Genomic DNA, 13,520 nt, shown 5'->3' on the forward strand with positions numbered 1-13,520 from the left:
GGACGCATCTGCTGTCCGGTTTTTTGTTATGATGGACCAAAGGAGTGAATGGGATGCAAAAACCTAAAATCGGGATCGTCGGACTCGGAAACATCGCTCAAAAAGCGTATTTACCAATCCTTGCGAACCACACCCTAATTGATGTAATCGGTGCATTTTCTCCGAACACATCGAAGCGGGAAAAGATTTGCCAAACGTATCGGATGACCTCGTTCGTCACGTTGGAGGAACTCGCCTCATCGGTCGATGCGGCATTCGTACATAGTTCGACTGAAACCCATTATGACGTTATCTCGTATTTACTAGAACGCGGGGTCGACGTTTACGTGGATAAGCCGCTCGCCGCAACATTAGATGATGCGGAACAACTAGTCGAGCAAGCCGAGCGGCTCGGCCGCAAATTGATGGTCGGGTTCAATCGACGCTTTGCCCCGATGTATAGATGTCTTAAACAAGAATCACCCTCACATATGATCGATGTGGTGAAACATCGGGAGAACGATGTCGGTCCACGGGATGCGATGTTCACCCTTCTCGACGATTATTTGCATGTCGTTGACACGTTACGTTTCCTCGCCGGAAACGAGCTTCGACTCGTATCAGGTCAACTCGAGGTCAATGACAAGCAAGAACTTCGCTTCGCCCGTCATGTATGGCAAGACGAGCACGGGATGCATACGACATCGATGCATCGCTCGGCCGGAGCGAACCATGAGCATGTCTCTATCGTCCGTAATGGAGAACGACTATCCGTCGACGAGATGGTCACGCTACATCGCTTCAACGATGGACGACATGAAGTGGAGGCGTTCGGATCGTGGGACTCGACACTCAACCAACGTGGTTTCCAAGGAGCAATCGATCACTTCATTTCAGCCCTCATCGATGATACACCCATTCAAACAGACGGTCGTGTTGCGCTAGAGACACAGCGACTTGTTGCGAATTTATTCACATAAAGGAGGAATACACATGGATTTCTTTTTCTACATCATGGTCATGGTAATCGTCGTTTCGTCGGTCGGTGCAAATACGATTATCAAAACGAGAGAAGCTCGTGTCGAAGAGCGTCGCCTAAAAATTGAAGAAGAGAAGCTCGCCATCCAACGTCTTCAACTTGAAATGAAACGCGAACAAGACAAGCTCGAGCATCATGGATTTTAATAAAAACGGTCGCCCTCTAAACATGAGGGCGACCGTTTTGTCGTCAAAGATTTCGCTCTGAAACGGGCAGTTGTTGTCGCCGCTCGGCGAGCGTCGACCACGTCACGGCCGTCATGATACAACCGGCACCGATAAAGAAATTCAGATGAAGCGTCTCATTCAAGACGAGCCATCCGAGCGTCCCTCCAACCAAAGGCTGGAAGAAGAAAAAGAGTGACCCGACACTCGCATCCATCAACTCAAGCCCTTTGTTCCAAAAGAAGAACGCCCCTGCCGTCGACACGACACCGATATATAGGACACTGAGCCAAAGAACACCATTCAATTCTGGAAAGCCGTTTTGCATGACCTCTATACTCATCAAAGGGGTCATCAACAACCAGGCGACTCCAATCGCAAACGTCGTCAGTGTCAACGTCGATAAGGTCTGTGTCCCGATTTTTACGTAAATCGACATGAGCGCCCACGTCACGGCGGCTAATACGAGTATAAAACTACCTACGCGATACGTCCCTTCCCCTTCCCAACCGACCACAATGAGAACACCAACCGTCGCCAGTCCGAGCGCTCCTACTTTGACTGGAGTCAATCGCTCCTTCAATAGGATTCGAGCGAATAAGACCATGAACGCTGGCGTCGCTGCGGTCACGAGAGATCCGGTATGCGCATCCGATAGCTTCGTTCCGATAAATTGAAACGAAATCGAAGCGACGTACCCGATGACACCGACGAGTCCAATCCATTTCCAATCTGTCCGCCGAATCCGCTCCCGTCCAAACCGAAGCCAGACGACGAATAGGACCATAAATGCAACGGCATATCGTAACCAGACAAACGTGAACGGTTCAATATAAGCGAGCGCATACTTACTGACCACATACATCCCGCCCCATATACTCGCCGCAAGTGTCAAACTGAGTGCTCCTAGCCATTCTTTCCTCATGCTCTCGCCTCCTCAATGGCGACTATATACGACGTCCTTGTGTCCATTTCCTTTATTTTCATTGTCAGTCTCAAGAAAAACGCTTACAATCAAGACATAGATGAATGAAAGGAGGGAGAAAGGTGAAATTTGTCGACCGTACGCATTGGACAACTGAACATTTGTACATTTTGCGTGCGATTTTTCACGATGTCGCTTAATCAAGGGACCCGTCTGTCCTTTTTTAGACATTGCTGAATATACGACAAAGCGCCTCTCTCTCTAAACCGAGCGCTTCTTTGCGCTCGGTTTTTTTGATAGGCCCTGATCTCAGGAGGAACCTATTATGTTAATCGATTTACAACACATTCAAAAACAATACGGTGGTCACGCCGTTCTCACAGATGCGAACTTAATGATCAATGAAAACGAACGAGTTGGGCTCGTCGGTCGGAACGGCAGCGGTAAAACAACACTGTTACGCATGATCGTCGGCTCTGAAGAGCATGACACCGGAACAATTTACCGTCGGCAACGACTCTCTATCGGCTATTTGGTCCAACTTCCCGACTATCCCGGAAACAGTGGACGCGATGTCCTTCAGACCGCCTTCGAGGAAGTCCTTCGCCTTCGCGAGAAGATGTCTCGCCTCGAGGAAGAGATGTCGACGACCGAACAGCTCGAACGTCTTCTCGAAACATACGGGACGGTCCAAGCGCAATTCGAACATGCGGGCGGCTACGTCTACGAGTCAAAAATCAGTGCGATGATTGACGGGTTGAAGCTGACCTCATTCGTGGACCAACCGTTCGATACGTTGAGCGGCGGGGAACGTACAAAAATCGGTCTCGCCTTGGCGCTTCTTCAAGAGCCAGAGCTACTCATTTTGGATGAACCGACGAACCATTTGGATTTAGAAGCGATGACGTGGCTCGAATCCTATTTACAGGATTACGATTCAGCGCTCCTGATTGTGTCCCACGACCGGGTTTTCTTGGATGCGGTCGCCACGCGAATCGTCGAGTGTGAAGACGGCGAGTTGACGAGTTATCCCGGAAACTATACCGATTTCGTCGCTCAAAAAGAAAAACAATTGCTCGATCAGTTCCATGCCTATACCGAGCAACAAAAGAAGATTAAAAAGATGAAAGAAACGATTCGGCAGTTACGGCAATGGGCCAACGAAGGCCATCCACCGAATGAAAAGTTCTATCGTCGCGCCAAATCGATGGAAAAGGCTCTTGAACGAATCGAGCGGATCAAGAAACCACAACTCGAAGCCGACCAACCGAACATCCACTTCACGACGAACGGACGAACGGGACGTGACGTCTTCGAAGTGAGTGACGTGACACTCGCCTATGATCGTCCTCTATTTGAAGACGTGCATTTTTACACGGGGCATGGAGAACGCGTCGCCATCGTCGGACCGAATGGGAGCGGGAAGTCTTCGCTGTTAAAGATATTGCTCGGTCAAGTCGTGCCGCAAGCCGGAACCGTAAAGCGAGCTGACCAAGCCAAAATCGGTTATCTATCACAACACATCACCTTCGATGAGTCGCATCGGTTGATTGAAGCGTTCCGAGACCGAATCGCGGTCGATGAAGGAAAAGCGAGATATCTCCTTGCTCAGTTTTTATTTTATGGTCCAAGCGTATTTAAACCCGTCTCAAATTTGAGCGGCGGTGAGAAGATGCGCCTCATGCTTGCGATTCTCGTTCATGAAGAAATCAATGTCCTCGTCTTAGACGAGCCGACAAACCACCTTGATATCGAATCGAGAGAGGCACTTGAAGAAGCGCTCGAACGTTTCCCTGGAACGGTCGTTACTGTCTCCCATGACCGCTACTTCTTAAATAAATTGTTCCCCATCACGTATTGGCTCGACGGGACGATGACGCGGTTTGAAGGTAATGTCGCTTATGCCCTCGACAAACGTGGACAGGAATCGAAAGAGGAACCTATTACGGAACACGTTAAACCATCGAAATCGGTGAAGCAGACGAAATCTACTCCATCTACGATTGACGAGGAAGCTCACCTGACCCGATTAGAGGCAGAACATCAGGCACTGCTCCAACGAATGAATGAATTGGATGACCTCGATGAATTGATGGTGCTACAACAACAAGTTGATGCACTGCAAATCGAAATCGATGACGTGATGACACGTTTACTCGAATCCCTATAAAGAGAAGCGGCACCCCATCAAGGGCGCCGCTTCTTTTGCTCAAATCGAGTCTGTATGAGATAGCCAATGACCGCGATGGCCATCAACCCAATCGGGAGTATACGGTAAAGACCTTCCGTCGTTCCCGTGGTCAAAAGAATCATTCCACTAAGGAACGTCCCCAACCAATATAGCTTTGGCATATGATCCCTCCATCGGTCGCATTCATCCAATAGGATACCATAAGAAAAGCGCCCTCACTCGGCGCTTTTCTTGATTCTCTAGTCCCCGGACTTTCATCCAATCAAGCCCCGCTCGATTGACCGTCCCATCTATGATTTGGTTCGACTAGAGATGTCCAAGCCAGCGTGACGCATCATTCGAATCGGTTCATTGTCTATTGGTTCACCAATTGTTTTTCATGACATAACATGAAATCGAACAGGTGACTCGTAGACATTTGGATTGAATGGGCACGATAGACTTGGCACCTATACTGTCCACAACTGACGCGGATCATGTGGAATTCCATATACAAACAGTCTGTCTGGTATGCTTGCTCGTATGACAAGCAGAGGCCGACGCATCATCGTTTGGAATACACGATTCACGCTCATATGGACTTTTCCCATCCCTTCCATCCATAAGCGACAGGTGACGAAAGTGCCTCCCCGTTCCCCGACTCATTTTAGAAAGTGAATGGTTACATGTATACAATATCCGTTTTAAGTGAGATTCAATCCTCGTTCACGATTTCTCCATAATCCGATTCATACATAATGCGTCAGCGCGTAAGCGACCCCGTCCTCTTCCACATCTTTAGTAATATGCGTGCTCAAATCTTTTAGCGGGTCCACGGCATTCCCCATCGCAATTCTTGTCTCTGCTACTTCAAACATCGACACGTCATTCAAATTGTCTCCGATGGCAACGACATCACGAATCGAAATCTGATAATGCTCTGCTAGCTGTTTTAGCGCCGCTCCTTTACTCGCATGAGGATGTCCAATCTCAATTTTTGTCCAACCCGCTGTCGTAATCAAAATGTCGTTCCGTGGTTCATAAACTTTGCGCAAGCGATGTAGCTTTTGGCGATCGAACGAGTAGACAAACACCTTGTACACTTCATCTCGTGCAAAGTCGATGTCTGCCATCGAGTCCATGTACGTCAGACCAAACTGTTCATTTTGAATTTCAATCTCACGTTCTGCCCACTCGCGAGTGAACGATTGATCGTGCGGCAACACTTCATCGAGTTCCCGCTTCAATAAATCGCTTCCTGAACGAAGCACTTTCACGCCTGCATTCGTATAAAATTCGACGTACGCATCGTCCGCTTTCGCAATCTCCCATAGCTCATCTACAACTGCTTGGTCCATCGAATGATAGTAAATTCGCTCGTTCTCATAAAACCCAATCGCTCCGTTACCTGACAAAATCGGACAGACGAGGTCACTCCGTTTCAGCAACTCCTCGATATCATGGATGGAGCGTCCTGAACAAATGGCGACGATATCACCATTTTCTTGTCGACGACGAATCGCCTCCTGGTTCGCCTCTGTAATCACACCCGTGCGCGATAACAGCGTTCCGTCTAAATCAATCGCAATCAATTTCATAGCATTCCCTCCTCTTTGGTTCTTTTCCCGATTCAAGTATGTAAAACACGATGAAACGCACCTCCTGTTTGCAATGTGGAGATTAGGGAACAGTTTATTAGGGTTACATAATATTTTTTGAAAGGAGACATCTATGAAAGATTCTACACAAAAGCCACGTTTGAATCGCGTCTTTTACATTTCAGCAAGTTTAATCGCCTTACTCGTTCTATTCGGAGCCATCGCTCCAACCACGTTTGCTTCAATCGCAGGAGCTATTTTTGACTTTACGACTCGCTCGTTTGGTTGGTTTTATTTACTGTCCGTCTTCTTGTTTGTGCTCTTTTTAATCTTTTTAGCGTTTAGTAAATACGGAAAAATCCGTCTCGGGAAAGATGACGACCGTCCCCAATACCCGTTCTTCACTTGGATTGGTATGTTATTCTCCGCTGGATTCGGTGTCGGACTCGTTTTTTGGGGTGTTGCCGAGCCGATGAGCCATTTCTTCACGCCACCATACGCGGATACGGAGGCACTGACGGTTGAGGGAGCACGTCTTGCGATGGCCTATTCGTTCTTCCATTGGGGTGTCAGTCAATGGTCCGTCTTTGCGATTGTCGGACTGATCATCGCCTACTTCCAGTTCCGTCGTAATGCGGACGGACTCATCTCGACTAGCCTTTCACCGCTTATAAAAGAGCGACCGTACAAACAACCGTTGAATCAGACGATTGATATTTTAGCGGTCATCGCCACTGTCATGGGTGTCGCGACGTCACTTGGTTTAGGCGTTCTTCAAATCAATGGCGGACTGAACAGTGTATTCGGGCTCCCGAACACCGCTTGGATGCAAGTCGCCATCATCGTCGTCTTGACCGCCCTCTTTTTAACATCGACCACGACAGGGCTCGATCGCGGCATCAAGTGGTTGAGTAACATTAATTTAGGGACCGCACTCGTGTTGATGGTGTTTGTCTTCTTTGCCGGTCCAACCATCTTCATCCTAGAGACTCTCACCCTTGGCTTAGGTGACTACTTACAAAATTTCATTCGCTATAGTCTACGTTTACAACCGTATCAGCAAGGGACGTGGGTCCGAGATTGGACCATCTTTTACTGGGCGTGGGCCATCGCCTGGTCACCGTTCGTTGGAGCGTTCGTCGCACGTGTCTCACGAGGACGCACCATTCGCGAGTTCATCGTCGGCGTCCTCATCGTTCCTCCGTTCATCGCACTCTTATGGATTGCCGTGTTTGGCGGCACTGCCCTCCATTTAGACTTGTTCGAAGGGACTTCTATCGCCGAAGCCGTCAATGCGGACGTGACGAGCGCGTTGTTTGTAACGTTTGCCGAGCTTCCGTTCAGTTTCATTCTTTCAGTGTTGTCGATTCTCTTGATTTTGACGTTCTTGATCACGTCGGCCGATTCTGCTACCTATATCATCAGCAGCATGACGACAAACGGTAGCTTGAATCCTCCTCTCCCCGTTCGAATCGCCTGGGGTGTTCTGTTAGGAGGAATCGCCGCCGTCCTGTTGATCGCGAGCGGCTTAGAAGGACTTCAAACCGCATCGTTGATTTCCGCCTTGCCGTTTACCATCATCCTTTTGTTGATGGTCTTCACACTATTCAAGTTACTCCGACAAGAGAATGTTCGAAAAATAAAATAAGCTACACTCCTAAACGCTCAAGATTACGCTTGAGCGTTTTTTAGTTTGACTCGCCGACACCTCGTTGTTTGTTGACTTCCTCATGACCGATTGCTACGATTTTGACAACGTACACAGCATGAAGGGGGAAATGGGGATATGAACGATTTCACACGTGCCTACGCACAACAACTAGACAAACAAGACCCGCTCGCATCGTATCGGGAAGAATTTTATTTACCGGAAGACGGGATTTATATGGATGGGAATTCACTCGGTCTCTTATCGAAACGAGCCGAGCGCACACTCCTTGAATCGCTTGCGGACTGGAAAGAGCTCGGGATTGACGGCTGGATGTCCGGTCGTCACCCTTGGTTCAACTTGTCCGAAGAGTTGGCCGCACTGAATGCGCCGCTCATCGGTGGAAAGCCAGAAGAAGTGATGGTCACCGGTTCGACGACAGTGAACTTGCATCAACTCGTTGCTTCGTTCTTTAAACCAGAAGGAAAACGCACGAAAATTTTAGCAGACGCCCTCACATTCCCGTCTGACATTTATGCTTTGAAGAGTCAGCTCGAACTACGTGGACTCGACCCTTCTGAACACCTCGTTCAAGTCGACAGTCCGGATGGGCGCTTCTTAGTAGAAGACGACTTGATTGCTGCGATGACCGACGAGATCGCCCTGATCGTGTTGCCGACTGTCCTCTATCGGAGCGGTCAGATTTTAGATATGCCTCGTCTGGCGAAAGCGGCGCATGAGCGCGGTATTTTAATTGGATTCGATGCTTGTCATTCCGTCGGTGCCATTCCTCACGACTTCCACGACTGGGGTGTCGACTTTGCTTACTGGTGCAACTACAAACATTTGAACGGTGGTCCGGGAACGGTCGGCGGCTTGTTCGTACATGAACGTCACTTCGGTACGACACCGGGACTCGCCGGATGGTTCGGTTCACGCAAAGACAAACAGTTCGATATGGACCATACGATGACACCGGCTGAACATGCCGGTGCTTTCCAAATCGGGACGCCACATGTCATGAGCCTCGCTCCGCAGCTTGGTGCCCTCGAGATGTTTAACGAGGTCGGAATGGAAGCAATTCGTCAAAAATCACTCTCGCTCACGACATATATGATGGAGTTGATTGAAGACATGCTTGCACCACACGGGTTCTTCATCGGAAGCCCGACAGACACACGTCAACGCGGTGCCCACTTGAGCCTCGAGCACCCTGAGGCGGCACGCATCTGTAAAGCATTGAAAAAACATCACATCATCCCTGACTTCCGGGCACCGAACATCATCCGTCTCGCACCGGTCGCATTGTATAACACGTTTACCGACGTGTATGACGTAATCGTGACGTTGAAAAAAATCATGGATGACAAAGAATATGAGGCGTTCGAGAACGTCCGCGAAGTGGTCGCATAAGGGGGAACTGTCATGAGTGAACGTATGGAACATAAAGTGGAAAAAACGATTCAAACCGACTTCTCTAAAGATATGTCGTACGGGGACTACCTCCAGCTCGACCCGATATTATCGAGCCAGCATCGCCTTTCCGACCATCACGATGAGATGCTCTTTATCATCATCCATCAGACGAGCGAGTTGTGGATGAAGCTCATCTTGCATGAATTGACGGCAGCCACGACGGCCATCACGAACGGGGAGCTCGAGCGCTCATTCAAGATGCTCGCTCGCGTTTCGAAGATTCAGCAGCAACTCATCCAGTCATGGGGCGTCCTCGCGACATTGACACCGGCCGAGTATTTAGAGTTCCGAGACCAACTCGGCTCTTCATCTGGTTTTCAGTCTTATCAAAACCGACAGATTGAATTCGCGCTCGGCTTCAAAAACGCACGAACGCTCAGTGTCTATGCGCATGATGAAAAACTATATCCGCTGCTCGAAGGGTCGCTTCAAGCACCTAGCATTTATGACGTGACCGTCCGTGAGATGCATCGCCGTGGTCTTCCGATTGATGCGAGCGTGCTCGAACGAGATGTCACGCAGGACTGGGAATGGAACGAGAGTGTCGAGAAGGCATGGGTCGAGGTCTATCGCGATGTCGACACGTATTGGGATTTGTATGAGCTCGGTGAAAAACTACTCGATATCGGGAGCCAGCAACAGATGTGGCGCTTCAACCATATGAGTACCGTAGAACGCATCATCGGACAGAAGATGGGAACAGGGGGCTCGTCCGGTGTGAACTACTTGCGCCGCGTGCTCGATCATCGTTTCTTCCCAGAGCTTTGGACGGTCCGAACATCATTATAAGAGGAGCTGAACGAAATGACATGGATTGATGTATCCCAACCGCTTCATGCCGATGTGACGACATGGCCGGGAGACACGAAGTTTTCGTATGAGATCGCTTGGCCGATGGCACAGAGCGGTTCAGTGAATGTCGGGAAAGTGACGATGAGTTTACATGTCGGGACGCATATCGATGCCCCATTTCACTTTGACGACCACGGGAAGCGTGTCATCGACCTCGACCCTTCCCTCTATATCGGTCCAGCCCGTGTCATTCATATGCCACATAAGTCAAAAATTGAAGCGTCTGACTTGGACGGTCATGACTTGACCGGGGTCGAACGCCTCATTTTGAAGACGGATGGTTGGCCAGATAAGAGCGTCTTCCCAGAGACGATTCCTGAACTGACGCCGTCTCTTGCCAATCGTCTCGGAGAACTCGGAATCTTTTTAATCGGACTCGACTTGCCATCTGTTGATGCGATTGACAGTAAAGAGATGGGTGCCCATCATGCGTTAACACGAAACGGTGTCCATATATTAGAAGGGCTCGTCCTAGACGATATTTTGCCTGGAGATTATGACTTGAATGCCGTCCCTCTACCAATCGTCGAAGGTGACGGAAGCCCCGTTCGTGCACTGCTTCGCCCCATGTAAATAAGTTTTTTGGACTAGCACGAAAATGGGGATAAAAGTAATTTCAATATTTTCAAAAGACGTTGATTCTCTTTATTTTTTCGAGAATTAACGTCTTTTTGTTGTACATAAAACTCAAAATGTATACGGTATTCAAAATACAGAGTCGAGACCGTGTTCAGAAAATAATTTAACATTCCGGATTTGTATTGAAGTTCATCAGATTCGTATAAGACCCCGTACTTTTTCCCGAATTATAATATAAATAAATATCAATCTTAAAAATATTTTATGAAATGAATTTTAATTTAATTTTTTTTAAGGAGGATTTATATGAAACAAACTGTGTTTATTACAGGTGCGTCAAGCGGTATTGGGAAAGCGACGGCAAAGCGGTTCAAGGCAGAAGGCTGGAATGTAGTTGCTACAATGCGAAACACACAAGATGGTGCTGATCTTAAAGGAGATCGTGTTCTTGTCACAAAGCTTGATTTACTCGATTCAGAAACAATTAAAAGTGCGGTCCAACAAACAATAGAACATTTTGGAAAAATAGATGTTTTGATTAACAATGCAGGTTATGGCGCTTACGGTCCTCTAGAAGCTACACCGATGGATGTATTAAGAAGACAATTTGATGTAAATCTATTTGGATTAGCAGAAGTCATTAAAGAAGTACTACCTATCATGCGAGAAAATAAAAGTGGAACGATTGTAAACGTATCATCCATCGGGGGACGAATGACCTTCCCTTTCGGTTCTCTATACCATGGTTCAAAATGGGCTGTAGAAGGACTTTCAGAGGCGTTACATTTTGAAGTACGTCTTTTTGGTGGTCGCGTTAAAATCATTGAACCGGGCGGTGTGAATACAGATTTCAGCGGAAGATCTTTTGTTTTTTCAAATGACGAAAACTTAGAGGAGTACCAACCACTTGTAGGGGCGTTCATAGAGGCGATGTCTAATATGGATACTTCTAGAAATCAAAACCCTGAAGAAGTAGCAAATGTTATTTGGGAAGCAGCAACAGATGATAGCGATCAGTTGCGATATATCTCTGGAAGTGACGCGAGAGCAACATTGGAAAGTCGATACTCAAGCGATACAGATGAGCAATTTGTAGAGTATATGAGAAAATCATACGGCTTATAATCAAGGAGGGTCATAATGGCAACAGTTATAAAGAGAGCATTAGGTATTGCCCCGACCAAAGAAAAAAATGGTAGAGGATTTATTCCTTCACCGCTTGGGTTACTGCTAGGTGTAGATAAAAAGAGTGGCTACAAGCATAACGATAGTATTGCTGGTAAATATAAAGGGAATAAAAAAATATTAGTGCTATGTACAGAAGAACGTTACTTTAAAATGGAAAATGGTTCTTTATTTTCTACCGGAAACAATGTTCAAGAAACTGCGGTTCCATTGATGCATTTAACGAATGCGGGGGTTGATTTTGATGTAGTGACACCAACAGGTTTATCAGCAGTACTAGAAGAATGGTCGATTCCACGAAAAGATCATGCAGTGTTAACATATATGAAAGAAAATAAATCGAAATTTGATACACCACTTTCACTTCAAGATATGATTAGCCGTGGAGACCTAAACGATGACTCCCCCTATGTAGCGCTTTTTTTACCAGGTGGCCATGGTTCAATGGTCGGCTTACCAACAAATGAGCATGTTGGGACACTAATACGTTGGATCCATCAATCTGATCGCTATATGGTCACTGTTTGCCACGGTCCTACTGCACTATTGGCTGCATCCGTAAATACGAGTGAGTCTCACCCATACAGCGGCTATAAGATGGCTATTTTCCCAGACAGTGTTGACAGACAATCACCTTCACTAGGATATCTACCTGGAAAGCTACCTTGGTACCAAGGTGAAAAACTTTCTAATCAAGGTTTGAGTTTCATTAATAAAAAAGTTGAAGGAGCAGTATATGTCGATCGAAAACTCTACTCTGGGGATAGTCCTAAAGCCTGTGACCAACTTGGGAAATTAGTGGCTAAAGCTTTACTAGAGGAACTGACACAATCGTAAAAATATAATTCTTTCCATTTATGAGCCATTTTAAAAATCTTAAAGTAAATTGAAGAAAGAATAAATCATATAGGAGAATGATTATGAATACCGTCCGTATTGAATCAATAAGTGACATGCATAAGCTTCTCGGACTAACTCCTCCTCAACATCCTCATATTAGTATTTTCAATTGGGAGGATGTTCAACCTCAAGAAGTTGCAAATGAGAAGAATGATTTACTAGCAGTTTTTGACTTTTATATTATTAGTGTAAAAGACTTTCCTTGTGGTCAGTTGAAATATGGTAGAAACACTTACGATTTTAGTGAAGGTTCAATGATGTTTGTCGGGCCCAACCAAGCAATGAGTAGTACTGATGATACAACCTCTTCTGGATGGGCATTGATATTTCACCCCGAACTGATCCGTCACAGCAAATTGGCAAAAAAAATGTCTGAGTATACCTTTTTTCAATACGACGTTCATGAAGCCCTCCACTTATCCGAAAAAGAAAAAAGCATCATTAGCGCACTAGTCCATCAAATTCGTGAGGAATATTCGAACAATATTGATGTTTTCACGAAAGAAGTAATTGTGTCACAACTAGAGCTTCTATTTAATTATTCTCAAAGATTTTATAGTCGACAATTTATCACCAGAACAGCTCACAATAGTGATCTTGTATCCACATTCGAAGCTCACCTTATAGATTGGTTTGATTCAGGTAAAGCTAGTGATATGGGACTTCCGACTGTAAAACAGTGTGCTGATAAAGTAGGCATGTCTCCCGATTATTTGTCTGATATGCTGAAGCAAGAGACAGGCAAAACTGCGCAAGAACACATTCATTACATGTTAATCGACCGAGCAAAAAATGAACTTCTGAGTACCTCAAGTTCTGTTAGTGAAATTGCCTATGCGCTAGGTTTCGAATACCCACAATACTTTAGCAAACTCTTTAAAAGTAAGACAGGAATGACCCCGTCTCAATATCGTTTAATTTAATGGAAGAATTTTTATCAATCCATCAGCAAGATGTCTTAATGAGATAGCCGGAATCGGCTGTCTCTTTTTTGATTAGACAGGG

Annotated in this window: 13 protein-coding genes; 10 read left to right on the forward strand and 3 right to left on the reverse strand. The window is 46.5% G+C overall.

Features of this window, described 5'->3' with window-relative positions:
- Positions 1-53: 53 nt before the first annotated feature.
- Both KNP04_RS06265 and KNP04_RS06270 read left to right on the forward strand, forming a co-directional pair.
- Positions 54-959 (forward strand): Gfo/Idh/MocA family protein, encoded by a 906-nt coding sequence (locus tag KNP04_RS06265; protein ID WP_214875056.1) that lies wholly within the window; start codon positions 54-56, stop codon positions 957-959.
- Between the two features lie 13 nt (positions 960-972).
- Positions 973-1,164 (forward strand): hypothetical protein, encoded by a 192-nt coding sequence (locus tag KNP04_RS06270; protein WP_214875057.1) that lies wholly within the window; start codon positions 973-975, stop codon positions 1,162-1,164.
- A gap of 43 nt (positions 1,165-1,207) precedes the next feature.
- On the opposite strand, the gene KNP04_RS06275 is transcribed toward KNP04_RS06270, so the two are convergent.
- Positions 1,208-2,107: a DMT family transporter gene (locus KNP04_RS06275; RefSeq protein WP_214875058.1), complete on the reverse strand. Its 900-nt coding sequence runs from the start codon at positions 2,105-2,107 to the stop codon at positions 1,208-1,210.
- Between the two features lie 325 nt (positions 2,108-2,432).
- Between KNP04_RS06275 and abc-f the strand changes: the two genes are divergently transcribed.
- Positions 2,433-4,277, forward strand: coding sequence for a ribosomal protection-like ABC-F family protein (gene abc-f, locus KNP04_RS06280; RefSeq protein ID WP_214875059.1), 1,845 nt, complete (start codon positions 2,433-2,435; stop codon positions 4,275-4,277).
- 17 nt (positions 4,278-4,294) lie between these two features.
- Here the strand turns inward: abc-f and KNP04_RS06285 are convergent, their stop codons facing one another.
- Both KNP04_RS06285 and KNP04_RS06290 read right to left on the reverse strand, forming a co-directional pair.
- Positions 4,295-4,459 carry a hypothetical protein gene (locus tag KNP04_RS06285; RefSeq protein WP_198930028.1) on the reverse strand — a complete coding sequence of 55 codons (165 nt, stop codon included), beginning with the start codon at positions 4,457-4,459 and terminating at the stop codon, positions 4,295-4,297.
- Positions 4,460-5,026: 567 nt separating this feature from the next.
- Positions 5,027-5,875 carry a Cof-type HAD-IIB family hydrolase gene (locus KNP04_RS06290; RefSeq protein WP_214875060.1) on the reverse strand — a complete coding sequence of 283 codons (849 nt, stop codon included), beginning with the start codon at positions 5,873-5,875 and terminating at the stop codon, positions 5,027-5,029.
- A 133-nt stretch (positions 5,876-6,008) separates the two neighbouring features.
- Here KNP04_RS06290 and KNP04_RS06295 point away from each other — a divergent pair, with 133 nt between their 5' ends.
- The 7 genes from KNP04_RS06295 to KNP04_RS06325 all read left to right on the forward strand — a co-directional run bounded on the left by KNP04_RS06295 (position 6,009) and on the right by KNP04_RS06325 (position 13,438).
- Positions 6,009-7,523 carry a glycine betaine uptake BCCT transporter gene (locus KNP04_RS06295; protein WP_214875061.1) on the forward strand — a complete coding sequence of 505 codons (1,515 nt, stop codon included), beginning with the start codon at positions 6,009-6,011 and terminating at the stop codon, positions 7,521-7,523.
- A 138-nt stretch (positions 7,524-7,661) separates the two neighbouring features.
- On the forward strand, positions 7,662-8,936 hold the full coding sequence (gene kynU / locus KNP04_RS06300; RefSeq protein ID WP_214875062.1) for a kynureninase: 1,275 nt from the start codon (positions 7,662-7,664) through the stop codon (positions 8,934-8,936).
- 12 nt (positions 8,937-8,948) lie between these two features.
- Positions 8,949-9,788, forward strand: a complete 840-nt coding sequence (gene kynA / locus KNP04_RS06305) for a tryptophan 2,3-dioxygenase (RefSeq protein WP_074035540.1) — start codon at positions 8,949-8,951, stop codon at positions 9,786-9,788.
- A gap of 15 nt (positions 9,789-9,803) precedes the next feature.
- Positions 9,804-10,424, forward strand: a complete 621-nt coding sequence (kynB, locus tag KNP04_RS06310) for an arylformamidase (RefSeq protein ID WP_214875063.1) — start codon at positions 9,804-9,806, stop codon at positions 10,422-10,424.
- A 312-nt stretch (positions 10,425-10,736) separates the two neighbouring features.
- Positions 10,737-11,555, forward strand: coding sequence for an SDR family oxidoreductase (locus KNP04_RS06315; RefSeq protein ID WP_214875064.1), 819 nt, complete (start codon positions 10,737-10,739; stop codon positions 11,553-11,555).
- 15 nt (positions 11,556-11,570) lie between these two features.
- Entirely contained in the window at positions 11,571-12,452 is an 882-nt protein-coding gene (locus KNP04_RS06320) for a DJ-1/PfpI family protein (protein WP_214875065.1), read from the forward strand.
- A gap of 83 nt (positions 12,453-12,535) precedes the next feature.
- Positions 12,536-13,438, forward strand: a complete 903-nt coding sequence (locus tag KNP04_RS06325; RefSeq protein ID WP_214875066.1) for a helix-turn-helix domain-containing protein — start codon at positions 12,536-12,538, stop codon at positions 13,436-13,438.
- Positions 13,439-13,520 lie beyond the last annotated feature (82 nt).

Source organism: Exiguobacterium sp. CH10 (genome assembly GCF_018617635.1).
Lineage (GTDB): Bacteria > Bacillota > Bacilli > Exiguobacteriales > Exiguobacteriaceae > Exiguobacterium > Exiguobacterium aestuarii_A.

Bases quoted from the DNA above. Each gene is read 5' to 3' on its own strand.
- KNP04_RS06320 (WP_214875065.1), top strand. From the start codon at position 11,571: ATGGCAACAGTTATAAAGAGAGCATTAGGTATTGCCCCGACCAAAGAA.
- KNP04_RS06270 (WP_214875057.1), top strand. From the start codon at position 973: ATGGATTTCTTTTTCTACATCATGGTCATGGTAATCGTCGTTTCGTCG.
- KNP04_RS06325 (WP_214875066.1), top strand. From the start codon at position 12,536: ATGAATACCGTCCGTATTGAATCAATAAGTGACATGCATAAGCTTCTC.
- KNP04_RS06285 (WP_198930028.1), bottom strand. From the start codon at position 4,459: ATGCCAAAGCTATATTGGTTGGGGACGTTCCTTAGTGGAATGATTCTT.
- KNP04_RS06290 (WP_214875060.1), bottom strand. From the start codon at position 5,875: ATGAAATTGATTGCGATTGATTTAGACGGAACGCTGTTATCGCGCACG.
- abc-f (WP_214875059.1), top strand. From the start codon at position 2,433: ATGTTAATCGATTTACAACACATTCAAAAACAATACGGTGGTCACGCC.
- KNP04_RS06315 (WP_214875064.1), top strand. From the start codon at position 10,737: ATGAAACAAACTGTGTTTATTACAGGTGCGTCAAGCGGTATTGGGAAA.
- kynB (WP_214875063.1), top strand. From the start codon at position 9,804: ATGACATGGATTGATGTATCCCAACCGCTTCATGCCGATGTGACGACA.
- kynU (WP_214875062.1), top strand. From the start codon at position 7,662: ATGAACGATTTCACACGTGCCTACGCACAACAACTAGACAAACAAGAC.
- KNP04_RS06275 (WP_214875058.1), bottom strand. From the start codon at position 2,107: ATGAGGAAAGAATGGCTAGGAGCACTCAGTTTGACACTTGCGGCGAGT.
- KNP04_RS06295 (WP_214875061.1), top strand. From the start codon at position 6,009: ATGAAAGATTCTACACAAAAGCCACGTTTGAATCGCGTCTTTTACATT.
- KNP04_RS06265 (WP_214875056.1), top strand. From the start codon at position 54: ATGCAAAAACCTAAAATCGGGATCGTCGGACTCGGAAACATCGCTCAA.
- kynA (WP_074035540.1), top strand. From the start codon at position 8,949: ATGAGTGAACGTATGGAACATAAAGTGGAAAAAACGATTCAAACCGAC.